19 protein-coding genes are annotated in these 24,030 nt (G+C 63.2%); all 19 read right to left on the bottom strand.

Features of this window, described 5'->3' with window-relative positions; genetic code table 11:
• Positions 1–62: 62 nt before the first annotated feature.
• A complete protein-coding gene (locus P3T42_RS01510; protein ID WP_074299146.1) occupies positions 63–305 on the bottom strand; it encodes a hypothetical protein in 243 nt (80 codons plus the stop codon).
• A gap of 2 nt (positions 306–307) precedes the next feature.
• Positions 308–1,534, bottom strand: coding sequence for an alkaline phosphatase family protein (locus P3T42_RS01505; protein WP_429304967.1), 1,227 nt, complete (start codon positions 1,532–1,534; stop codon positions 308–310).
• Between the two features lie 51 nt (positions 1,535–1,585).
• Positions 1,586–2,071, bottom strand: coding sequence for a hypothetical protein (locus P3T42_RS01500; protein ID WP_429304966.1), 486 nt, complete (start codon positions 2,069–2,071; stop codon positions 1,586–1,588).
• Between the two features lie 511 nt (positions 2,072–2,582).
• Positions 2,583–3,836, bottom strand: coding sequence for an MFS transporter (locus tag P3T42_RS01495; RefSeq protein ID WP_429304965.1), 1,254 nt, complete (start codon positions 3,834–3,836; stop codon positions 2,583–2,585).
• A gap of 335 nt (positions 3,837–4,171) precedes the next feature.
• Positions 4,172–4,897 (bottom strand): alpha/beta fold hydrolase, encoded by a 726-nt coding sequence (locus tag P3T42_RS01490; protein ID WP_429305248.1) that lies wholly within the window; start codon positions 4,895–4,897, stop codon positions 4,172–4,174.
• A 242-nt stretch (positions 4,898–5,139) separates the two neighbouring features.
• On the bottom strand, positions 5,140–5,493 hold the full coding sequence (locus P3T42_RS01485; RefSeq protein WP_074299154.1) for a DUF4148 domain-containing protein: 354 nt from the start codon (positions 5,491–5,493) through the stop codon (positions 5,140–5,142).
• A 455-nt stretch (positions 5,494–5,948) separates the two neighbouring features.
• On the bottom strand, positions 5,949–6,419 hold the full coding sequence (locus P3T42_RS01480; protein WP_429304964.1) for a hypothetical protein: 471 nt from the start codon (positions 6,417–6,419) through the stop codon (positions 5,949–5,951).
• 169 nt (positions 6,420–6,588) lie between these two features.
• A complete protein-coding gene (locus P3T42_RS01475; RefSeq protein WP_074299158.1) occupies positions 6,589–7,911 on the bottom strand; it encodes an MFS transporter in 1,323 nt (440 codons plus the stop codon).
• Positions 7,912–8,194: 283 nt separating this feature from the next.
• Positions 8,195–10,378 carry a catalase/peroxidase HPI gene (katG, locus tag P3T42_RS01470; protein WP_429304963.1) on the bottom strand — a complete coding sequence of 728 codons (2,184 nt, stop codon included), beginning with the start codon at positions 10,376–10,378 and terminating at the stop codon, positions 8,195–8,197.
• A 255-nt stretch (positions 10,379–10,633) separates the two neighbouring features.
• Entirely contained in the window at positions 10,634–11,911 is a 1,278-nt protein-coding gene (locus P3T42_RS01465; protein ID WP_429304962.1) for a calcium-binding protein, read from the bottom strand.
• A 46-nt stretch (positions 11,912–11,957) separates the two neighbouring features.
• Positions 11,958–13,136, bottom strand: a complete 1,179-nt coding sequence (locus tag P3T42_RS01460) for a glycosyltransferase (protein WP_429304961.1) — start codon at positions 13,134–13,136, stop codon at positions 11,958–11,960.
• A 12-nt stretch (positions 13,137–13,148) separates the two neighbouring features.
• Positions 13,149–14,438: a glycosyltransferase family 4 protein gene (locus P3T42_RS01455; RefSeq protein WP_429304960.1), complete on the bottom strand. Its 1,290-nt coding sequence runs from the start codon at positions 14,436–14,438 to the stop codon at positions 13,149–13,151.
• Positions 14,435–15,775, bottom strand: coding sequence for a polysaccharide pyruvyl transferase family protein (locus tag P3T42_RS01450; protein ID WP_429304959.1), 1,341 nt, complete (start codon positions 15,773–15,775; stop codon positions 14,435–14,437). Before P3T42_RS01450 ends, P3T42_RS01455 begins: the two co-directional genes overlap by 4 nt.
• Positions 15,776–15,829: 54 nt before the next feature.
• Positions 15,830–16,765, bottom strand: a complete 936-nt coding sequence (locus P3T42_RS01445) for a glycosyltransferase family 2 protein (RefSeq protein WP_429304958.1) — start codon at positions 16,763–16,765, stop codon at positions 15,830–15,832.
• 78 nt (positions 16,766–16,843) lie between these two features.
• Entirely contained in the window at positions 16,844–18,136 is a 1,293-nt protein-coding gene (locus P3T42_RS01440; RefSeq protein ID WP_429304957.1) for an oligosaccharide flippase family protein, read from the bottom strand.
• Positions 18,124–20,079 (bottom strand): HAD family hydrolase, encoded by a 1,956-nt coding sequence (locus P3T42_RS01435; protein WP_429304956.1) that lies wholly within the window; start codon positions 20,077–20,079, stop codon positions 18,124–18,126. The genes P3T42_RS01440 and P3T42_RS01435 overlap by 13 nt, the downstream gene beginning before the upstream one ends.
• On the bottom strand, positions 20,076–21,494 hold the full coding sequence (locus tag P3T42_RS01430; protein WP_429304955.1) for a hypothetical protein: 1,419 nt from the start codon (positions 21,492–21,494) through the stop codon (positions 20,076–20,078). Before P3T42_RS01430 ends, P3T42_RS01435 begins: the two co-directional genes overlap by 4 nt.
• Entirely contained in the window at positions 21,485–22,768 is a 1,284-nt protein-coding gene (locus tag P3T42_RS01425) for a glycosyltransferase family 4 protein (RefSeq protein ID WP_429304954.1), read from the bottom strand. The genes P3T42_RS01430 and P3T42_RS01425 overlap by 10 nt, the downstream gene beginning before the upstream one ends.
• On the bottom strand, positions 22,744–24,024 hold the full coding sequence (locus P3T42_RS01420) for a glycosyltransferase family 4 protein (protein ID WP_083640553.1): 1,281 nt from the start codon (positions 24,022–24,024) through the stop codon (positions 22,744–22,746). Before P3T42_RS01420 ends, P3T42_RS01425 begins: the two co-directional genes overlap by 25 nt.
• Positions 24,025–24,030 lie beyond the last annotated feature (6 nt).

Below are 24,030 nucleotides of genomic sequence, written 5' to 3'. Positions count from 1 at the left end.
TGGAGCACGTCGGCGAGCGGGCCGACGTGCTCCAGATCCTGAATCCCCATCCCGAACGACTGCTAGCGCCGCGCCCGTCTTTGCCGGTCACGCTCGGCCAGCAGTGGCGGCATCAGGTCCTCGATGTATTGCCGCGCTTCGCCGCGTGTCGTCACCCGCTGGAAACGCTGATGGGCCTGAGCGTGGCCATCCAGCTCGATATGGGCTTTTTTCAGCACGTGCAGGAAGGCCATCAGGCTGGTGCCGTCGCGCAAAGGCTCGTTGTCGCGGAGATGGCGGTTATCCGGTGGGATTTGTCGGGCCATGGTCAGAGGGTCTCCGGGCAGTCGACGCGGCAAGTCGTCGAAATCAGCGACAGCAGGTCCGTCGCGTTACGGTCGCGGTCGGTCAGTGGCGGGATGTCGAACAGGCGCTCGAGAGTCGCGAGCACGGAGCTATGGTCGTACACGGTATGGTCGATCACGCCTTGCCTGACCCACGGCGACACCACGATGGCCGGGACGCGCACGCCGTAGACGTCGAACAGGAATCCATTCGCGTTCAGCGTCGCAGGCGCGTTGTCGTTCGGCCGCGCTGCTTCGCCGGGTTCGACGGAGTCGTAAAAGCCGCCATGCTCGTCGTACAGGATCACGAGCAGGCTGCTCTGCCACAACGGCGAATTGCGGATCGCGTTGTAGACGCGGGCCACGAGCTGGTCGCCGGCCGCCAGACGGTCCATGGGATGCTGCGAGGTACCGCCCTCGTAGGTACTCTGGACGATGTTCCCATAGGAAGGTTCGATGAAGGTGTAGCGGGCGGTGTAGCCGGCGTTGAGGTCGGCCCCGAAGTGCGACAGGCCGTCGACGTCGAAGAAACCAATGCCCTTGATAGACGCCACTTGCGGCACCCGTCCACACAGCAGGCCCGAGTCGTCCTGATAGAGACGGTAGTTGCCTTTGCCCAGTGCGTCGAAGATGGAACCGTTCGGGTAGGCGAAGCCACCCAAAGGCTCCCATGCCGCCATCTCCGCTGAGGTCGGCGAATGGTCCAGGCCGGCCGAGGACGCGCCGTGCAGGAAAAACCGGTTCGGCCAGGTCGGACCAGGCAGCGACGCACGCCAGCCGTCGCATAGCGCGAATTCAGTCGCCAACCGGTACATGGCAGGCGACTGCGCGGCGGTGTCGACGCCCTGCATGATCGCGCCCACGCTGGCCGCCGGCGGCGGCGCGCCTTCCGTGTGGCTCGTCGCGTAGTTCGAGGCGAAGCCGCCGTTCAGGACAGGCGGATACGCCGCGCCTTTGGTGAACGGCACGCCCGCGCCGCAAAGCTGTTCGAGTACGTCCGTGAACTCGTGTCCGGGGTCGGTGGGCATGGGGTCGGGCGCCCCGCCGCCGAACGCGTAGGTCGTGCCGTTATAGCTGTTGGTATTGCCGGAAGTCGCCGCGACGATACCCGGTATGCCCGACAGCGCAAACAGATGATCGAACGACCGGTTCTCCAGCATCAGCACAAACACATGTTCAATGGGTGTTCCGCCCGGTGCGATTGCGTTCATGGAGTCTCGGATTGGTCAGAGTCGGTTGGTCGTATCGGTTGCTTCATCGCGTCATCCGCCTGCCGCTGCGGCGGCCTGAACGCCCGATGCGGGCATCACGCCAGGTACGAGGTTGACGGTCTGGGGCGAGGCACTGCTCACTGTCCCGTTGATGAAAATCTCCGCCTCGGCAAGCGCGCAATTCCCATGGAGCATTTGCACATTCAGCACTTCGCTTCCCACGTCGATGGCGGAGTCGCTGCCCGCATTCTTCAGGGCGGTGATATACGCGAGCATCGGTTGTGTGTACACCTTATCAAGTGCCGACTGCATGCTGCTGATCGACGCCTTGGCGTAGATATTGGCGTTGATGGCGGACTTGCTGCCGCTCACCACGGTCGCGCCGGCGGTCATGGCATGAATCGTCGTTATCGGCGTAAAGACCGTGCCTAGCGCGGTCAGGATGGTCGTCGCTATATCGCCCGAGGTATTCACCGTATTTTCGGTCAGTACCAGCTGATTGGCGAATTTCTGACACTTCATCATCGAATCGAGCACCACGCCTCGAATGAAATTCTTTCGGCAAGTACTCGCACCCGTATCCGTGCACACCTCCGCCGTCTGAAGGGCCGTCTGGTCTATCTTCAACGGCTCGGCGCTGACCAGATTCGAACTGGCCGCATTCAACCCGGACAGCAACGTTCCGCATCCGGACAGAAGCACGCACGCAACAACGGATATCCCCTTGTTTATCGTACTCATTGGCTAACCTCATCCTTATTGGCGAGTCGTTCTTAGATGCTTACGATTAGCAATACGATGGCGTTGATACGCTATTTTGCGAAGTCCCCGGCTCACACGCCGTTCAAAGTATGTGAGTTAGATCTTATAAAAGCACATGGCGCACGCTATTTCAAGAAGCAGTGGCGGCAAACCTGTTCACTCTCCGTGAGCAGGTTTGCCGCCGCATCAGTTGAATTAAGCAGTCCGAGACGATGCGGTGAGATTTCAGGGAGGGGGCATTGCCGGCACAGCGTGAAAACCGTCGGCGCAGCCTGTCGTTCGACGCTTAAAGCGCGACGCTGCTGCGGCCGACCACGCTCCGGTTGATATGGTTGTAGATCGCGCCGATCGCCATCAGCACACAGGTCCCGAGGAACACCGCGCGCATGCCGAAGTGTCCGCCAACAAAACCGCCCAGCAACGGGCCGAGCACCTGACCGGCGTACTGGGAGGAGGTGGAATAGCCGAGCATTTTCCCGGCGATGTGCTGCGGCACGCTGTGCCGGATGACACTGGCGACACACGGCAAGAGACCGCCGAGCGCCATGCCCATGAGAAATCTCAGCGCGACAAGTTGCCAGCCCGCCGTCACGAACGCTTGCGGAATCAGCAGCACGGCCGAGGCCGCCAGACAGCCGACGATCACATTCCAATGACCGATCCGGTCGGCCAGCCGTCCGAGACGCGACGCCGAGAGGATGCTGCCGAGCGCCGCCGCGGACATGACGAGCCCCGCCACGAAGGTCACCTGGCGCACCTCGACGATCTGCGCGACGAACACGGTGATGATCGGTTCGATGGACATGTTCGCCACCATCAGCAGCGCGCCGGTGACGAGCATGGCGACGATCGGCCGTCGGTCCGGGATGGCTTGCCAATCGACGTGCTGCGCGTCGCGCTTCTTCACGACGCGGTGCGGATCTTCCTTGAGCAGGAACGCCGTGGCGAGAAACGCGATGAAAATGAATGCGCCGGCTGCGAAAAAAGTGGCCCGCACGCCGATGAGCGGCGGCAACGAACCGCCAATCAGAGGCCCCGCGAGATTGCCGGCCATGATCCCCGACGACAAAATGCCCAGCGCCCAACCGCAGCGCGCCTTCGGCGTCTGGGTGGCGACCAGCACGGTGGACCCCGACGCGTAGCCGCCGAGCAGCCCCGCGAGCAGGCGCAATGCCACCAGTTGCCAGACGTTGTGCGCCATGCCGATCAGCGACATGGCGACGGCCATGCCAAGGCTGGCGCGAATCAGCATCAACTTGCGGCCGTAACGGTCGCCGAGCTTACCCCACAACGGCGCGGTGAACGCGGCGGACAGAAAAGTCGCGCCGTACGCGACACCGGACCACTGCACGATCGCCGCGTGGTTCTTGACGCCCAGTTCTTCCACGTAGAGCGGCAGAAACGGCAGCAGCAAGGTCATCGCCACGATGGTGGTAAACGAGCCGAAGACGCAGACAAACAGGTTGCGCTTCCAATGAGTCGCGCCGTCTTGCGACGGCGGCGTGGAGGCTTGTGCGACGCTTTCTTGCGGGTTCGCCATGTTTCGATCCGGAGTAGACGGTGGCCGTGGATCAATGGACCTCTGGCGGCATTCACGGAGCGCGAGCCGCTGCATGGTCCGGCGCAACGTTCGGTGTTGCCTCAGGTTGCTTCGGTTGTTTCCGTTGCGCTGGGACGGCCATGGGCGATGCTACGGGGTAGCACGCTCCGCATCCAGTCCAGCAGACATACTAGTATTAACGGTACTGGTCTGCTCAGGACTGCGCTCGAACCGCCCGCTCACTTCCGGCATGCCGATGCGTCGGCCCCCGGTTCCGGGCCGTCACACGAACGCGCCCTTCTCCACGGGCGCGCCCTTGACCACTCTTCGGCGTATTACTGTTGCGCGTGCTTCGCCGCGTCTTCGATCACTGCCGCCACTTCCTTCGGACGCGATTCGTAGACCGAGTGGCTCGCGCCGGCCAGCACCGTGGTGTGGCTATGCGCGCGCTGGTAGTAGAAGCGTTCGAGATCCGGGTTGATGATCTTGTCGTCGGCGGCCACGATGCCCCAGCTCGGCTTGGTGGTCCACGCCGCGACCGACATCGGTTGCGAGAAGACCTTCGCTGCCGTCAGGATCTGCGACTGCGCTTCGAACTGCGCTTGCTTGACCGGCAGGTCGGCCGCGAAATCCTTCGGGAAATCCGCCGGATTCAGATACGTGTAGCCGTCGTCGGTCTTCTTGATGGCGCCCGGCTGCTTCGAGGTGTAGCTCGGGTATTGCTTGCCCAGGTCCGACTCGTCTTCGCCGACAGCCGGCGCATGCGCCGCGACATACACCAGGCCGGCCACCTTCGGATCGACACCGGCTTCGGTGATGATCGAGCCGCCGTAGCTGTGCGCCACGAGAATGGCCGGGCCGTCCTGCAGGTCGATCACGCGTTTGGTGGCGGCGACGTCGTCGTCCAGCGAGGTCAACGGTTCCTGCACCATGGTGACGTGGTAGCCGTCTTTGGTGAGGATGTCGTAGACCGGCTTCCAGCCCGCACCATCCACCCATGCGCCGTGTACCAGCACGATGTTTTTGATCGGGGCGGCAGCAGACTGAGTATCCTGCGCCATCGCACCAGTGGATGCGAACAGGCAAGCGGACAAGGAAAGAATCGATGCGGCGATAGGCGAGATCTTCACGGTGAAACTCCATCAAACGGGAAAGGGGGTGAAATTCAAAAAGTAGCTGGCTTGACCGGTAACCACACAGGATTGCGCGGCGCACTCGTCTATCAAGCCGTCTACCTCTGCAACAGGAACGATTGGGGGTCCCACACAAGACAACGCGTGGCGCAGACCCCCTCGTGCATCACTTAGCTACCGAAGAAGATGTTGCAGAAGCTGACCGGACCGACACAGCCGGCGCTGGTGCGCATCGCCGTATGCGATGCCGTGCCCGATGCCGAGCTACCGTTCGGGGCGACGCCGCCGACTGCCTGGCTGGTCAGTTGCGAATCGTCCTGCGCAGCGATCTTCGCTTCAGCGGCCTGGATGTCGGCCGGGTAGTTCAGGTCGTTAGCAGACGGGGTGTAGCCGGCCTGTTCGACACGAACCAGATCGGCACGCACTTCTGCACGCGTGAGAGGCGCATTCGACTGGGCGAAGCTGAGAACCGGAGCGCCAAGGGTGACAGCGGCGAGAGCGAGACCTGCGAGCATTTTCGACATGATTAAGATTCCTTAATAAAATTAAATTAACCTGACGGTGGAAACCGTCTTCTGGCTGGGGATAAACAGTCCGGTTCCGGCTTTTCACTGCGCGCCCCGTACTGCGTCTACATCAGGGCGAACACGAGGCCTTAGGGTTTATTCCAGGCTTTTTTCGAAACCGTCTAAAGTCTGGTGGTCACCTTTGGCAGCCCCTTGCTGGCTGGAGCCGGACCTCAATTTCTTGCGACAGACGAATATTCGCGCATCGGCGCCCTGCTCTCCAGCCGTTTGCGACCAGTCGGCGGCAGGCGTCGCGAAATGCATGTGGGAAGGCGCGAAGCTCCAGGCGTGCCATGAAGACCGGCGGATGCGGATGGCGGAGCGTGAATTCGCAGTGGAAGACGGGCTTACCTATGACACCGATAGATAAACCATATCGGCGGCGAGTGCGGCGAAGCACTTCGCCGCGGCATTCAGTCGGACTTCACCATGACGAGCGCAAACAGATGCGAATAGCCCCAGGCGCGATCGCCGACATAACCCAGCACCTGGAGCGTCGCGCCGCCACGCATGGCACTGCCGAGCGCTTCGTCGATCCTGTACTGGTAGAGCGACGCGGTTTTCGCTTGCGCGTCGTAGTCGTACGGCCAGCGGGCGATCTCCTTGAGAACGGACGCGTCGCCCATCGCCTTGTACGGCAGCAGCACCGCCGAACTATTGAGCGTAATCACAGAGCCGAGCGCCGGCAGTCCGTATTCGCGCAGAAGCTTGCCCGCCGGATCCACCTTGTAGCGAACCGAGTTGACCGTGACAAAGCCGGTGTCCTGCTGCAGGGCGATTTGACTGTCGGGAATGTAGAGGTAGCCGATGTTGCCGGCGCACCCGACCAGCCAGCATCGCTCCGCGTGAGCGGAGACCGGCAGGAAAAGGATGAGGACGCTCATCAGGACCAGGCGCGGCCAGTTGGGCAAAACGGATCTCCAGTGGAAAGGGGCAAGCAGAAGCATAAACGACGCGGAGGTCGTTGAGTGAATGCCGATGCCCGCGCGCGTTTGCCCGTGCTTGCGTCCGCCTTTGCCCGCCTTTGCCCGCCTTTGCCTGTACTCGCCTGCGTCAGCCAGCCGGCGCCGCGGCATCCTCGCGGATCGGTTGACGGGCCATGAACCAGTAGAACAGCGCCGCGCATCCGGCGATGATGCCGCCCGAGATAAAGGCGAGCGCATAGGAACCCGTGCGGTCGACGATAAAGCCCGCCACGACGGGCGAAAATGCCCCACCGAAATAGCCGCCGAAATTTTGTATCGCACTCACCGACGCCACCATCGACGACGGCGCGATATCCGCCGCCAGCGCCCATGCCGAACCGACCACGGCGGCAATGAAGGCGAGGCCCACGGTGAACAGCACGAGCGTCACGCTGAGCGCCTGGGTGAACGGCAGCGCGATCGCGCACACCGCCGCGCCGGCCGCGCAGCACGCAATCAACAACCGCTTGGCGTCGATCGGCGAGGCAAGCTGGCGATCGACCATCTTCTTCGCCAGATAACCGACCGCGATTTCGCCGATCGCGCCGCCAGCCCAGGGAATGCCCGCCACCACGCCAAGCTGCGTGAACGAGATGTGAAAACGGTCGAGCAGATACAGCGGCAAGAACACGAGGAAGATATTCCACAGCCAGATCGTGCAGAAGTAGCCGAGAATCATGCCCCACACGCTGCGCCGGGTGAACAGCGAGCGCCAGCGCAGCGTCGAGGTGGTCAGCGAGCGTTCGTGACCGCCGCCGCCCGCTTCGATATAGGCGAACTCTTCCTTCGAGAGGCGTTTGCTGTCCACCGGGTTGCGATACAGCAGCAGGAACAGCAAGGCAAACGCGATGCCGACCGCGCCCGTCACATGAAACAGCGAACGCCAGCCGAACGCGATCATCAGCGCGACGAGCATGGCGGGCGCGAGCGCCGGCCCCCACTTCGACGACGAATCCCATACGCCCGTCGCAAAGCCGCGTTCCTTGGCAGGGAACCATGCGGCGGTGATTTTCGCCGAGGTCGGCCAGCACGGCGCCTCGCCCACCGCGAGCAGGGCGCGCATCACCAGCAAGGCGGAGATCGAACCGACCACGCCGGTCAGCCACGTGGCGACGCTCCACCAGATCATGCCGAGCGCGTAGGCCCGCCTGGCGCCGAAACGGTCGATCACCCAGCCCGCCGGCAATTGCATCACGGCATAGGTCCACGCGAACACGCTGCCGAGCAGCCCGATCTGCGTGCGCGTCAGGCCGAGTTCGTGAATCATGCCGGGCGCGGCGATCGACAGGCTGGCGCGGTCCATGTAGTTGATGATGCCGCCTACCAGCAGCCAGAGCAGGACATGCCAGCGGTAATTGAAGCGGGCGGGCTGCGCCGCCGCAGCCGATGCGGCAAAGGTGTCTTTGTCCAACGTGTGTCTCCGTCCAGATGGCCTGTGGCGGCCATTCATCGTTGTCGTGGGTGTCGTGCATGCGGTTGCGTTGCGCGACACGCTGCTCTTCTGCAGGCACTGAACGACAAGTGTACGGATGGGGACGGCGCGGCTCCAATGTCGAAACCGCATGAGCCGATAGCGTTTGCGTTATCGGCTCATGCGGTCAGCAAAAACGCGCGAACGAAAAACGGCCGGTCTCGCGACCGGCCGTTCGTCCGTTCTGCTGCAACCTCAAACCTTCAAGGTCCGGCGTCTGCGCTCAGGCAAGATCGAAGCGATCGAGATTCATCACCTTGACCCAGGCCGCGACGAAGTCATGCACAAACTTTTCCTGTGCATCCGCGCTGCCATAGACTTCGGCGAGCGCCCGCAGTTGCGAGTGCGAGCCGAAGATCAGATCGACACGCGTGCCGGTCCACTTCACTTTGCCGGTCGCGCGATCATGGCCTTCGAACACGTCCTTGGCCTCCGACACCGGCTTCCACTCCGTGCCCATGTCGAGCAGGTTGATGAAGAAGTCGTTGGTCAGCGCTTGCGGACGTTGAGTCAACACACCGTGCTGGCTCTGCCCATAGTTGGTATTGAGCACGCGCAGGCCGCCCACCAGCGCGGTCAGTTCCGGCCCGGTCAGCGTCAACAGTTGCGCCTTGTCCACCAGCAAGGCCTCGGCCGACACGGCGAGCGGTCCCTTGAGGTAGTTGCGGAAGCCATCGGCGATCGGTTCGAGTACGGCGAAAGCGTCCACATCGGTTTGCGCCTGCGACGCATCCATGCGGCCCGGTGCGAACGGCACCGTGACGTTATGACCGGCGTTTTTCGCGGCCTGCTCGACACCCGCGCTGCCCGCCAGCACGATCAGATCGGCAAGCGAAATCTTCTTGCCGCCGGACTGCGCACCGTTGAATTCGCGCTGAATCCGTTCGAGCGTTTCCAGCACCGTCGCCAGTTGAGCCGGCTGGTTGACCTCCCAGTCCTTCTGCGGCGCGAGGCGAATGCGCGCACCGTCTGCGCCGCCACGCTTGTCCGAGCCACGGAAGGTGGAAGCCGACGCCCACGCCGTCGACACCAGTTGCGAGACCGACAGCCCCGACGCCAGAATCTTCGCCTTGAGCGCGGCAACGTCCTGCGCGTCGACCAGTGCATGATCGACCGCGGGAATCGGGTCTTGCCAGATCAGTTCTTCGGCCGGCACTTCCGGGCCGAGATAACGGGCGCGCGGACCCATGTCGCGGTGCGTCAATTTGAACCACGCCCGCGCAAACGCATCGGCGAACTGCTCCGGATGCTCGTAGAAGCGCCTTGAAATTTTCTCGTAAGCGGGATCGAAGCGTAGCGAGAGATCCGTTGTCAGCATGGAGGGCGCATGGCGCTTCGAGGCGTCGTGCGCATCCGGGATCGCCCCAGCTCCTGCCTCGCCCTTCGGCTTCCATTGATGCGCGCCGGCCGGGCTCTTCGTCAGCTCCCATTCGTAGCCGAACAGGTTCTTGAAGAACTCGCCGCCCCACTGCGTCGGCGTGCTGGTCCACGTGACTTCCAGGCCGCTGGAGATGGCGTCGCCGCCCGAGCCCGTGCCGAAGCTGCTCTTCCAGCCGAGGCCCTGCTGCTCGATGGGCGCCGCTTCCGGTTCCGGTCCCACGTGGGTCGCAGGACCGGCGCCATGGGTCTTGCCGAAGGTGTGACCACCCGCGATCAGCGCGACCGTCTCTTCGTCGTTCATGGCCATGCGCGCAAAGGTCTCGCGAATGTCCACCGCGGCCGCGAGCGGATCCGGGTTGCCGTTCGGGCCTTCCGGGTTGACGTAGATCAGGCCCATCTGCACGGCAGCGAGCGGGTTTTCGAGGTCGCGCACGCCCGAATAGCGTTTGTCGCCGCCCAGCCACGTGGTTTCGGTGCCCCAGTAGACGTCTTCTTCCGGCTCCCAGACGTCCGGGCGGCCGCCGGCGAATCCAAAGGTCTTGAAGCCCATCGATTCCAGCGCGACGTTGCCGGTGAGAATGATCAGATCGGCCCACGAGATCTTGCGGCCGTACTTCTGCTTGACCGGCCAGATCAGCCGGCGGGCCTTGTCGAGGCTGACGTTGTCGGGCCAGCTATTGAGCGGCGCGAAACGCTGCTGGCCGGCACCGGCGCCGCCGCGGCCGTCGCCGGTGCGATACGTGCCGGCGCTGTGCCATGCCATACGGATAAAAAACGGCCCGTAGTGACCGAAGTCCGCCGGCCACCAGGGCTGCGAGTCGGTCATCACCGCCAGCAGGTCCTTCTTCACGGCGGCGAGGTCGAGACTGTTGAATTCTTCGGTGTAGTTGAAGCCCTCGCCCATCGGATCCGACAGCGACGAGTGCTGATGCAGGAGTTTCAGATTCAGTTGTTTAGGCCACCAGTCCCGGTTCGACGTACCGTCGCCGGAGGTGTGGTTGAACGGACATTTCGCTTCGGTCGACATGTGCTTCCTCCTGTGATCGTGAGCGCTCAGCTACCCGGCTGCGCCTCGACTTCGTGCAATGGGCTTCAATGGTAGTGTCTGGGAAGTTAAGGCGGAAATAGGTTTATTTGATGGCAAGGCAATAGAAAAACTAAAGCCGGCGTCGTTCGTGGGGCTCCGGTGGTTCCGGTTGTGCCGGTTGGCGACGCGAGGTGACAGCATATACCAACGGTCTTGCCGCTGTCTGACCGTGGGCAATGCGTAAAAGATCCGCAGCTAGTTCGGGAAGGTCACTTCCAGCAAGACGGGGTGGTCGGGAACGTCGACCCGGAGCTGTTTCACGTTGCGCTCCGTTTGACAGGGCGCCGTGCCGCGCGTCGGGTCGTAGAGGTCCACGCGCGCAGCCATGCCGCCCAGATCGACACGAACCGGTGCGGACATCGAGAGCGCCGGTTTCCCGCTGGCCCGGTCCCAAAACGGCACTTCGTTCCACAAGGCGAGGATGGATGTTCCGTCGGCCTTGCGCAGGTACACACTTCTGCCGGAGGGCGGCAGATCCGAAACGGTAAAACGCCTGCCCTCCTCGTCCATCTGGTTCGAGGCGGTATTGCCGTTTGCCTTCAATATCGCCACGAGATTGTGCAGCGCGATTGCAGCCGGTTTCGCCCGGTTGTCGAACGTGAACAAACCGTAGTGCATACCCGCGTCGACCTGGCGCGGGTCCGGCTTTTCATCCAGCAGTTCGTAGAGGTAGGTTCTGGACACCCCCGAGATAGCCGCATCGAACAGGCCGTTCAGGATGCCCTTTGCCTGGCTATCCTCATCAACGCCAATCTGGTACCAGCCGCTCTGCGGCAAGGTGAAATAGCCGAACTCGGTGATGACCAACGGCAGAGCAAATCCCTGAATGGCCCGGGTGCCCTTTTTTATCCATGAGTCGGCGTTGGCGGTGTAGCCGGGCTGCGCTCCGTTCTGCGGATACACATGCACATTGGCGTAGTCGGCCGAGCCGGTTCGGGTCGTGACCGACGCGAGGTCGTATCCGGTCAGGTCGTAGACTGCAACGCCGCTCAAGGCGGCATCGCCATGCACAAAGGCATAGATTGCCTTCTGCGCCGCCAGACCTGCCGCGTCGCCTTTAAGACCGTCATAGGCGATCGGCCAGTTATCGATTTCGTTATATCCCTCCACTGCGTCGACGCTGCCGGGCGACGCCGTCGCGACGGCCTTGATCTGCGCGAGCGAGCGGGCCGTCTCCTCCCGGACGATAAAATCGAACCGGATACCGGCACTGGCCAGGTCGGCATACGCAGACAGGGGCGCCGCGCCTCCAGGCGCCGCATCCCGAACATGGCGCACGCCGAGCCAGACCAGATCGTCCTTCACGTTCTTCACATTGGCGTAGGCGCCGTCCGTGTAATGGATGTGGGTGTTGACCGCAATGCCCTCTACGAATCTGTCCACACTCATGGTCTGATCCGCGGCTGCGGCCGATCCGCAAGCCATCGCGGCGACGCTCGACACGACGCACACAACCCGTTCAAGCTGATTCAACTCGACACCTCCGCGCCGTCAACATCCGCTCGCTGTCTCGTCTGCATCACGCCGCTACGTTCAGTGCGAGCGGGTCGAGAGGAGGCGTCCTCAGGGCCTCGGCGAGGCGAGCCAATTGTCGCTCGGGACTGCTGGCCTCCCAGCCGGCCTTTGCGACCTCGGCGAGATGCGCCGGGTCCTCATAAAACCGGCGCATGGCAAGCGCTGCAGCACCCACATCGGGGTTCGCCCACGTCACCTCTCCGTAGACGCCACCTTCGTCGCGCATGGTGGCGAGCTCGTAGGGAATCAGGACGCTGTTCTCTTCGCTCATGAAATCGAGGTTGCCCGACCAGGCGGTAGCGAGCGTCGCCAGTCCGAACAGGCGAGCTTCCAGAAGCGGCAACCCAAACCCCTCGGCGCGGTGCAGCGAAACATACACGTGGGCGCCCGAAAACAACCGGTCGACGTCGGTTCGCGTCATCGTCTCCTGGATGACCCGGACCCGCGCGTCACCCTCCACTTCAGCGAGAAGCACGTTCACTTCTTCGGACGACGGGTTGGCCTGAAGCTTGATCACAAGCGACACGTCGTCTTCGGTCGGGAAGGCCTCAAGAAACGCAGCAACAACGGCGCGCGGATTTTTACGCGCAAGACTTGAGCGCGCATCGGCCATGGTCAGGAAGGTCAAAGGCTCTTCATCCTTGCGCCATCGCCGTGGGCTACGGTTCTTCAACAACACATGAGGCACGACACGAATCGGACAGGCATACAGCTTGGCCAGGCTCTGCGCCGAAAACCGGCTCGGCGTCCAGATCTCGTCCCAAAGGTCTTCGTATTTCGGCCAGTTCCCAGGCGGTTCAGCAAGTTCCCACGCGAAATAACCAATCAGCTTCCCGCTGCGCAGGAGGCGCCGCAGCGGCCAGGCGAGCAGCAGGAACTGCGGTGCCGCACAATGGAACACGAACAGGCCGCCTTTCTTGCAGAAGATTCTTTTGAACGGATTTCGCATCGCCAACGTGACGTCGGGCTGCTCCACCTCGTATCCGAGTGTCTCCAGCGCCAGACCGTTGTAGAGGGCTCCGTTCGTCAGGCCATTCTTCAAGCCGTACCGGCAGACGATCTTGATGGATCCGGGCGACCGCTCATTCGACCGGTCGCCTTGTTCGCGGCGCATGGCTCGATAGGCGACTATCGTGAACACCGCCAGGTACAAGCTTTTAGCCAGCCTGAAGATCCGCTCCATCGCGTGCTTCCCCTAAAGGGATTGAACGGGTTCACCGCTCACCCCAGCATCCATCGATTCACCCAGTTCCCTGCTGGGGTGACCGCAGTCTGCAAAGACCGCGATCAGCCGCGTGGCCCACGCATCCGGCGAAAGCCCCACATGACGCGTCGCGCTGTGCCCGGCCAGGCTCATCGCCCGCGTCGCATCGTCGTCCCGGGCGATACGGGCAATCGCGCCGGCAAACGCTATTTCGTCGATCGGGTCGCATACCTCCCCCGCCCCGCTGCCGACGATATCCGCCGCCAGCAGCGCCGATCGGGAAGCGATCACCGGCAGGCCGCTCCACATCGCTTCCGCCGCCACCAGCCCGTATGGCTCGGGGTAGCGCGACGGCATCAACAGCGCCCGCGCGGACCGCACGCGCCGCGCGACCTCCTCCGGCGCGAGCCTGCCGCAGAACGTGACCTCCGGATAAGCGGCGCGCAGCGCCGGCATCATCGGGCCGTCGCCGATCACCACGAGCCGCGCGCGGGCCCGCCGCGCGGCGGCCGCGGCAAGGTCCGGACCTTTCTCGGGGGCGAGACGTCCGACGAAGACGAATTCGCCGTTGTGTTCCGCGGCGATACGCGTATCGCTCCAGGGTGTGACCGGATTCGGCACGGTCTGCAGGCAGGCTGCGGGAATGCCGCCGCGCTCGAGCGGTTCGCGCATCGCGGCATGCACCATCAGCACCCGCGGGCCGGCCGGATCGAAGCGCAGCGTCTGCGCTTGCACGGCCTGCCGCGCCATCCGCCACAGCTTGTGGACGTAATGCCGCTTGTCGCAATGCCGTGTCATGCACGAGACGCCAAGCGGCACACGCGTGCATACCGTGCCCGCCCGATAGTCGGCAAAGGCCCCGTTCGGGCAGACGAGGAAAAAATCGTGGGCGGTGATCACCGTCCGCTCGCGCACGCGGCTTAGCGCCGCGAACAGCGAAGGCGACAGGATCTGGCTCCAGCCATGCACGTGGTAGACGGTGCCGGGTGTGTCGTGTCGATCCATCCAGCCGTTTAGCATCCTCACGGTGCCCATGTTGTACACACCCTCACGCAGTGCGGCCGCTCCGGCCTGCAACAACCGCGCTCGCCCGAGCCCGGCAGTCGCAATGCCATGCGCCTCGAACTCGGGATTGGCGGCATCGTCACCGGCGATATACGTGACTTCGATGCCACGTTCCCGCATCAGACGCGCCTCGAGTAAGGCAAGCGCCGTCGCGCCGCCGTGCGCGATCGACGCGTCGTTGACGATCACGAGCCGCTCCGGCGGCGTCGCAGTCATGCGCGCACCTCCAGCGCGACCTGCGCGATCCGGTCCGTGCATCGCGCCGGCGCTACGGCCGTGGTGAGCGCGTTAGCCAGATCGGCGACATGCGCGCGCGCTTCGGCGAGCACGGTGCGATGCATGCGCGCATCGACGCCCTCGCCGAGCTGCTGGACGGCCAGAGCGACGACGGAATCGATCGGGTCGGCGCCCACCCGGCACAGACAATGCCGTCGCCCAACCTGGGCCAGAAACGTCTCGAGCTTGACGTCCCACGCGAAGCCGATCTGCGGGATGCCATACGAAAATGCCGCGATGTTCGCGTGCAGCCGGTGAGCCATCAGCAGATCGAACGACGAGATCAGTCGCGCGAGATCCGCCGGCGTTGCGGCGCGCGGCGCGAACGTGACCTGCTCCCGCCCTGCCGCCGCGGCAAGCGCGGGACGCAGTTCGGCGAGAAACGCTTCGTCCTCCGGACTGCCGTTTGCGAATACGACGAAGCGCCAGCCGCGCGCGCTGCCCGCCCGCACGAGCGCGCTGTACCACGCCGCCTGCGCGGCGGCGGAGACATGCGTGTTGCCGCCGTGGTACTTGAGGGCGATCGGATGCGTGATGCCGAGGCCAATGTACGTGCCCGTCCTATCGGGCGCGCGACTGCGCGCGACATGCCGCGACACCAGTTGACCGGGATCGTGCACGATCTGCGCCGGCGGGATCCCGGCGGGACTCAGCCGCTGCCGCCAGATCTCGGCCGAGCGCGGTTCGCGCACCGACGCATGGAACAGCGCCGGTCCGCCGAATGCACGTCGAAACAAGGCTTCTCCACGCAGCGTCCAGTTGTCGGATGCACCGACGCCAAATACCGCCGCCGGCAGCCCCAGACTGCGTACCTCCGCCATCACCGCATCGAGCTTGAGCGGAAAGTTGAGATCCGCGTCGCTTAGCAGGTTGCCCCCGCCGACGATCACCGCATCGACGCCGCGCAGCGCGGCGCGCCAGTGCGGGCGCAGATGCATGTGCAGTTTGGAGCCGAGCACGGATTGCGCGATCGCGTGACGCACGACACGCGGGCTGTGGTGCATCAGCGTCAGCACCGACTTGCGCGAGCGCGTACCCGGGTCATATTCCGTGCGGCCGGCAAGATCGATCACGCGAATCGCCAGCGCCGGCAACACGCTGGCCAGCTCCGCTTCGAGACATTCCGACAGAAGACCGTCACCGAGATTCGGACTGTATTTGACGTTGATGAGTGCGACGCTCGGCGCGTGCCGCTCGCGCGCCCGTGACGGCCAGTTGGGCACGCGCATTGTGTCGGGGACGAGCGGCGGCATGGCGCGGTGGTCCGTCGAATTCATCGTGTCCCCGTGGGAATCGCAGTCAGGTTAGCGGGTGTCATACGCGGGCGTGGCTCACAGCCGCGCCGCGCGTTCTGGTGTGCGGCGTCCACGCAGCACGTCGCCGAACGCGATCAGATTGCCGGCGAGCCGGCCGCGTCTGTCGATATACGTCTCCGGGGAGATCGACTTCGAGACGTTGGCGGCCACATTGCGCAGGATCTGCACGCACGCTTCGCCGCGCGACATCGTGCCTTTGCGCATCATGTAGACGGGATTCATCACTTGCGAATAGCCGAGACGGCGGCCCGGCACACGCGCGCGCTTCACGCCGAGATGGACACCGAGCGCGCTGCCCAGCTTCACGAGCCGGCCTCTCGCCTGCGCGACGCGCGCACCGAAGTCACGATCCTCGAGCCAGCCGTACAGCACGAGCCGCTCGTCGAAGCGCAACCCCTCGACCGCCGACGCGCGAAACGCCATGTTGCAGCCGTAGGGACTGTAGCCGTCGTGGATCCAGCCGTGACGTCCCGGCTGCGCCGTGGCGAGCTCACGCCGCGCGTCGTCGACCGTAAGGCCGGGGCCGAGAATGCCGTCCGCGACGACATGGCCTGTGACACACGCGATCGCAGCATCGGCATGGAAGGCATTGGCCGCCTCGCGCAGCCAGTCCGGGTGCGCAACGAAATCGTCATCGAAGAATGCGACGTAGTCGGTCTCTGCCGGCATCAGATCAAGAATCGCGTTGCGCTGACGCGTCAGGCCCGGTTTGACGTACACGATGCGCAGGTCGTCGGCCTCTTGCAGCGTGCCGATATCGTCGGGACTCGTGCAGGCAACGATGATCGACGTGGGCGGCAGCGTCTGCGCGCGCAGACACGCGACGATCGTCGCCACTTCAGCGGGCCGGCCGCGCGTCGCGATGCCTGCGCAGATGTGCGGCGCTTCGTTCGAGCCCGGGCGCCCGAAAGCGCCGTGAGTCGTATTGAAGATGGAATTGTCGTGATTCATGCTGGTTCCAGTCTAGGAAGAAAAACCGGCTTGGCCCTGCCCGACGCGCGATCCCCTACGGCATTCGCTCGCATGGGTTCAGCCCTCACCGAATTCATGAACAGGCACGCCCACCGGCTCGACACTGAACAGTTCGCTCAGCAGGTTCGAACGATGCATGCCCGCCACCAATACCGTCAGCATCGTCAGTTCGCCGACCAGTCGGGCCGTCGCCATTCCCATTGCCCCCCAATGGGTCGCAAGCGGCACAGCGACGGCAATGTTCACGACTGCACTGACAACGCCGGCACGCGCAAGCAGACGTTCGAGCTTGCGCGGAATGAGGAAGTACATGCCCAGCACTTGCGTGCAGACGCTGACCGGGAACACAAAGACCATGAGCTTGAGTACCCCTGCCGTCTGCTGGAAACCGTGCCCGAACACCAGCGGTATAAACCAGTCGGCAAACGTCAGCGTCAGCAGTGTTGCGCACACGGCCCCGGCAAAAAACCAGGCGAATATCTGACGCGTAAGTCTGTTCGCCCGCGAAGGATCGGTCACGACCAGATGCGTCACGCGCGGTACGAGGATTTGAGCGGCCGGCGCCATCAGGCTTAGTCCGGCGGCGATCAGGCGCTCTGCCACGCCGAATGCACTTACCTCGGATTCGCGCGCCAGCATCGATAGAATATATGTGGACGCGCCAATCAGAAGCACAGACGTTCCGCCATATATAAAGATTGTTGTGGATTTCCGGATTAAATTTATCGCATCTTTAAGTCTGGAAAACAGATGCGAAAATTCCTTTCGCACTAGCCAGTAAGCAATGATCAACTGAGTGGCACATGAGATCAGCAACAAGGGGAATACATATGCCAGATCCGATGGTCGGTGCACAAAACCGAAAATTAACGCCAGCGAGGTTGAAAAGCCGGCCACCTCGATGAGTACACTTGTCCTTGCTCGACCAGTGCTCGTGAAGTACCAGCCCAGATTGAATGCTGCGAGCAGTCCCAGGAAAACCACCACACAGCCGACAGCCGGCCGATGCAGGAAAACAAGCGAGAAATGAATCGCGATTAGGCCCACAATCAAACCGGGCAAGCTGAGCACCAGCCTCGCGGTCAGATGATCGCTCAATATAGACGCACGCGTACCCGCATCTCGCGCCTGGACCGCATCGCGAGCGCCCACCGTCGAAAATCCGAAGTTGACAAACAGCCATATCGAATTTGACAGGGACATCCCCGCGAGGACCACACCATAGCCTCCGGCCCCGAGTACTCTTCCATAGTATGGCAACAGCAGTAACGGATATAAGTAGCGAAATGCGTACGCGACATATACCGCCATCAACTCTGCCCGCGGAAAGATTGACTTTACTTGATCCATGGTCGCACCGAGTAGCCGAGCCTGATTGCAAATTGCACAAATTGCCCACCCTGCGGAAACGCCTTTACAGCGGCGCCGCTCGGCCAAAGCGATCTGCGTACGGCTACAAGCCGCGCGCCCGGGCGGCCTTGTTCGCAGTCTGGATGGGTAATCGACAACGTTGCTTCACGGCCAAAGTCGATCGACCGGTTTCGCATTCCGAGTCTATTCACGGTGTCGATGTCCGGAAACATGACGACCTGCTCCAGCAAGCGGGCCGAGAGCTGGAATTGCGACACGCTTGAGGCTGAACTGTTCTCGGTCGAGATATTGCGGATATACGCTTTAACCTCCGCAAATTGCTCATGCGGCATCGCTTCGACACGGTTTCGCCATCCCTCCGTCTCCAGATTCGACACAATGCTTCCGCCATCGCCTCGACTGAATCGGCGCACACTCTGCAGATCCGGTTCAACGATGCTTTCGATCAGATGCCAGAATGCGAGAATGGATGAGATTGAGTCACCCGGTCTGTAGCCGTTTCGCTCCGTCAAGAGTCCGGTCACACGGGAAAAATGCTGCCGGCCAAGGCCTTTGTAGTCGCTACGCGCTAACAGCACGCAATGAGCGTCGCTCGCCAGACCGCTTTGCTCAAGCAGCTTGTAGGTGCTTCCGTATAGTCCGGTATCGCACAGCACGACGCTCTTTCCGTCGGCGAGCGTGCGCCACATTTCTCTGAACAACGCAGCCTGTTCGGCAATCGAATCCCAGAGGTCCGGCTCGGCACCGTTACGCAGCGCATGAATAAGCTCCCTCAGGCTGGTGTAGTGTCCGCTGGGTGCCTGATCCGTTGCGCTCAAGGCTTGGGCAACCGCTTTCACAGCACGGCTTCCGAATTCGTATTCCAGTTCTGCGACAACATCTTCACCGCCAAATACCAACGCATCGCGCGCAGCGATCAGCCGCGAGACCATCAAGGGCGCAAGGGTAATGTTTTCGCTAAGCGGAAACTGGCTTGCGAACTCCCGGTACAAGCGCTCCAGCCCAAGCCCTCCACGCGCGCAGAACAGTGCAACGATCGGCCCCTCAACCAACGCGGCATGTTTTAGATAAACATGTAGTCTTCGGCAATATTCCGCAAAAATTGGACCGAGCACCTGGCTTCCCAGCGCGGTACCGGCCTTGAGCTGGGCCGGTACATTGCGACGAACGCGTTGGCTACGAGACGCGTGCCAACCCGAAAACGCGCGCGCAATCGCCGCGTCCGCTCGCCGGATGACCACGTGCGCTGCGTGGCGGGGACGGTGCACTGCTGTCAGCCCACAACGGCGCGGCATGGTGCAATCGGCAAGCAGATCGTCGCCCAGATGAACAATCCTGGACGCTGGAACACCTGCTGCACTTGCTACCGAAGCGAAGATCGTTCCGTCACGCTTGGTTAGCTGCATGTCGGCACTGGTATGGATGTCGTCCAGATGAGGAATGTCAGGACACACATCCGATATGAGTCGGCTCAATTCATGTTGACCCAGTGTCGTATCGCTGACGACACGAACCGGTATGCCACGCTCCACGACCTGCCTGAGCGTGCGAATCAGCGAGCGGTTCGGAAAGAGCGACGCGCGTTCGACGGCCATTTCACAGGCAATCCAATCCGGCACGAAGACCTCATCAATGCCGATGTGTTGCAACAGCGTCGCGGCGATGTCCGTGAGGCGCACCTCTCCCCGTGCAGCGACATCACGAGCGCGAAACGCAAGCCGTTCCACCTCCCGCCGGCGCTTCGCCACGTCACGGGGATCAATATGGCTTGTCACGTCGCCGAGTCGGCTACAAAACAAACGCGCAATCCTCAGCAGGCGCCGATCGAGTGACAGTGGCTTTCGAAGCAGCAACGTGTCGAATGCGTCAATCGACAGGAGCAGGCATTCTCTTTTCTCAAGAAGGGAGAGTAATGGGTTCACCGGAATACCCCTCCAGACGGTCGGACCGCGCTCCGTAATTGCCGATCGGGTCGTACTACGCTCGTGCTCAACAAACTGAAGGTCGCGGCGGAAAACATATAAAAACAAGGCCCCAAATCAAATACGGTCCCCGAAATCGCCGAGCCGATTAACGCAGCCATCATCGCCTGAGCGGTGGCATGTCCCACGATCCGGTTCTCCATCACTAACGCCCGCATGCGCGGCTGCCGGATCGATCGCCAGACGAATGCTCCGAACAACACGAAACCAGGCATGCCCAGGTTGCCAATCGTCACGGCGATGAAGCTCGAGGCCCGCGCGCTGCCAAGTCCCGCGCCTAGTCCGAAGGTGTCGACAAAGTTCACCAGCGACTGCATGTTCCACGCGCTCCGCTCGACGCCCGAATCGCTGTCCATCTTGTTCGTCAGGGTATGGTCGACGACATCGGCTACCGTGGCGACGATGGGCGAATCGATCGCAACCAGCACGCCGGCGGCGAGCACCACCAGAACGCACCCTATCGCGATCACCTGGAGTTTTCTTGCCCGACTCGCGCGCGTGATGGCCCCGGTACGGCTCGACATAAACGCGATCAGATACATGGCGAGCCCAACGTACCCGGTACTCGACGTCGACAGCAGGATGAAGCCGGCCGTCAGCAAGGAGAGCAATCCGCACAGCGTGCGGCGGTACCCGAGCAGCCAGAGATTGGCGGTGAACGCAAACAACGGCAACGAAAATCCGGCGAACGCGGACGACTCGGAGAAGGTGCCGCTGATCCGTCGCACACTGCCAATCGAGGCATCGTCGATGATCGAGTACTGCGCCGTCTTGATCGCATCCAGCAGATCCACGCCCGCCGCTCCGCCGAGCAGGTCGACGGCCCCTGCCGCGACGTTCAGCACCGACAGAAACAGAAACGCATCGGCGATCGTGTGGCTCGCGCCGCGGCGGCGCATCGTCATCGATACGGCGATGTACAGGAAGCACTCTCCCACCAGATAAACGGCTTGGCTGAGATTGCCGGATACCGGGCCGAGCGGCTGCAAGGTGAGTTGCGCGGTACTGGTATCGGTACGATCGATGGCGTAAACGAAGGTCGAATCCGATAGAACGCGCGGGAACACCACCGCCGATACGCACCCGTAGGCGACCAGCAGCAGCAGCCAGAATCCAGGCGAGCCGATGCTGATGCTGGCCCAGATGGCGCGTGAATCCTCGCGCAGCAGGGTTCGCAGAATGAAAAACAGCATGAACAGACTCGCCGGCAACACGCCGATACCGCCGAACGCCACCGCCTCCGTCGCGCCGAACAGCGTGCTTGCCACCATCACGTAGACAGCCCACTGATACGGCAGCAGGAGCGCCAGCACCCCCAGCCCGATCACGACGCCGCCCGCCAGGCTCAGATCCATGACGTCTCGCTCCGCTCGGCGATGCCCGCAGCAGCAGTGCTACCCGCCGCCGCTCGCGATACCGCTTTCGACATGCGCTGCCCAACTGCCTGCGCGACGATCTCCAGCAGTTCGTCGCGAAAGCGTTCGGCGGTGAAGCGCATGGCGTTCGCCCGGCAGGCGAGCGGATCGAATGCGCCCATCGCCTCGAAACGCTCCACCGCCTCGATGACGTCCGGGACCGACTGCCGCGCGAAGAACAGGCCGGTGCGGGTGAGCACGTCGTCGGACGCGATCACCGTCTCGAGCGAGCCGCCACGACCGTACGCGATAACCGGCGTCCCGCATGCCTGCGCCTCGACCGGTGCAATGCCGAAGTCCTCTTCGGCGGCGAACACGAAGGCTTTGGCACGCCGCATGTAATCGATGAGTTCGCGATCCGACTGATAGCCGAGCAGCGTGACGTTAGGCGTCGCGGCGGCCTTCGCCCGCGCGAAGTCCGGTCCGTCGCCGATCACAACGAGCCTGCGCTGCGGCATGTTCGCGAACGCCTCGACAATCAACGGCACGCGCTTGTACGGCACCATCCGCGACGCCGTCAGGTAGAAATCTTCCTTCTGCGTGCACAGCGCGAAACTCTCGATATCGACGGGTGGATAAACGACGCTGGCATCGCAGCCGTACGCTTTACGGATGCGTCGCGCGATGAAGCTGGAATTCGCAATGAACGCATCGACCCCATGCGCGGTGCGCTGGTCCCAGATCCGGATGTAATGCAAGATCAGGCGCGCCATCGCGCCTTTGACGCCCGACGTCAACCTGGATTCGCTCAGGTAGCGGTGCTGCAGATCCCACGCGTAACGGATCGGCGAATGCACGTAGCTGATATGCACCTGGTCGGGTCCGGTGAGGATGCCTTTGGCGACCGCGTGGCTCGAGGAAATCACCAGATCGTAGCCGGACATGTCGAGTTGCTCGATCGCGAGCGGCATCAAAGGCAGGTAGCTACGGTAGGCGGCTCGCGCGCGCGGCAGCCGCTGGATGAACGAGGTCGTCGCGCGCTTGCCGAGCAGTTTGGCGCGCTCTTCGTCCGGCAGGAAATCGACCACCGCGAAGAGGTCGGCGTCCGGCCATATCTGCAGGATCTGCGCGAGCACCTTCTCGGAGCCGGCGTAGGTGGTCAGCCATTCGTGCACCACGGCTACGCGGCCAAAATCATGGCGACGATTGCCGGGTGACGGCGAGGCGGTGCGCGAACGCACCGGGTGTTCTAGATCGACGGGCGTGCGGTCCATGGAGAGATCTCGTGCAGGAGTTGTTCGGCGGTCGCCAACCACGTCAATTGCCCGGCCCGCGCGAGGCCACGTTCCCGCAGACTCGCGCGCAGCGTGCCATTGCCGGTCACGCGGCCGATCGCGCTGGCCAGCCCCGCCGGGTCGTCGGGAGAAATGTAGATCGCGGCGTCGCCGCATGCCTCGCGCACGGACGGCAAGTCCGCTGCAATCACGGGACAGCCGAGCGTCATGGCCTCCACCGGCGGCAGGCCGAAGCCCTCGTAGCGTGACGGATGCACGAAGCACACGGCATGGCGAAACAGCGCCTTGAGCTCGCCGTCCGAGACGAAGCCGATATGCCTGATGCTGGCCGGCAACGGTGTGGCGTTCGACGCGTACACGGCCGGGTCGGTGCCGCCCGCAACCACGACGTCGAACTTCGCGTCCGGCATCAGGCGCAGCGCCTCGACCACGAGGCCAAAGTTCTTGTGGCGCGTCAGGCTGCTCACAGCGAGTACGAACGGTCGCTGTCCAAGACCATGCTTGCGCAGGACACCGGCGTCCTCGTCGGGTCGCAGCATGTGTTCGCCGCTCTCCGACACGACGCCGATCTTCTCGGCGGGTATGCGGTAAATGTCGCGCAATTCGCGGCTCGAAAACTGCGAAACCGTCACGATGCGCCGGCACGACCAGCCGATCATGGGCGCCATCAGGCGGTACCACGTGCGAAACGTCCGGCTGTAGCTGTCCGGCACGCGCATCGGCGCCGCGTCGTGCAGCACAACCACCTGGTGGCGCAGAAACAGCGGCGCCGTGTTGCACAGGTTCAGCAGCAAGGCGCCCTGCGCCGCGCGCGGCAAGTGCAACTGCTCCCAGAGCTGACCCTGAGCGCCGGGCACCACCCGCATGCCGATGTGCGCGAACGGCTTCGACACCGGCCTCTCGCTTTCCGGCAACAGAATCTCGACAGCCAGTGCGGACGCGGCCGGATGTCGAACGCCCAGCAACACGTCGAGACTGCGCACCACTTCGAACGCGAAGCGGTCGACGCCCGTGGCCGGCCGCAACAGGAAGCGTCCGTTGATGGCAATTCGCGTCGCCGCCGGCGGCGTCCTCAACGCGTCTTTGCGGGCTGCCCACCACGCAGGTCCCTCCCACGCGCGGCGCGCGGAGACGCGGCGAGCCGCACCGTCCTCCGGCGCGAGCGCGGAAGCGATCGCCTCCGGCAGATTGCGTTCGTGATTGAGCGGGCCATTCACGGTCGTCGACGTTTTCATGACGTC

Origin of the sequence: Paraburkholderia sp. GAS38, assembly GCF_050434965.1 — a bacterium.
GTDB classification, from domain to species: Bacteria; Pseudomonadota; Gammaproteobacteria; order Burkholderiales; family Burkholderiaceae; genus Paraburkholderia; species Paraburkholderia phenazinium_A.
This window is presented reverse-complemented; position numbering and strand designations above follow the sequence as displayed.